Origin of the sequence: Nocardia rhamnosiphila NBRC 108938 (assembly GCF_000720425.1) — a bacterium.
Classification (GTDB): domain Bacteria; phylum Actinomycetota; class Actinomycetes; order Mycobacteriales; family Mycobacteriaceae; genus Nocardia; species Nocardia rhamnosiphila.
Genome location: NZ_JOAJ01000091.1, coordinates 1 through 203 on the forward strand (window position 1 = coordinate 1; position 203 = coordinate 203).

The 203-nt window shown below is 69.0% G+C and carries 1 protein-coding gene; it reads left to right on the forward strand.

Annotated elements, in window-relative coordinates:
• Positions 1 to 203 (forward strand): roadblock/LC7 domain-containing protein (locus IG75_RS0135865; protein ID WP_030525784.1); only part of this gene is annotated, 203 nt, incomplete at both ends.

Here is a 203-nt window from a genome sequence, read left to right on the forward strand (position 1 = left end):
GCCTGGCCCGCAGCGCCGGCAGCCATTTCAAGGCCGGCGGTGTCTGCCAGACCGTGGTCGAACTCGACCGCGCGGTCCTGTTCATCACCGCCGCCGGCGCCAATGCGTGCCTGGCGCTGCTGGCCACCGAATCCGCGAATATGGGCATGGTCGCGTTCGAGATGAACCGAACCGTCCAGCGGGTCGGCAGCCATCTGGCCGTC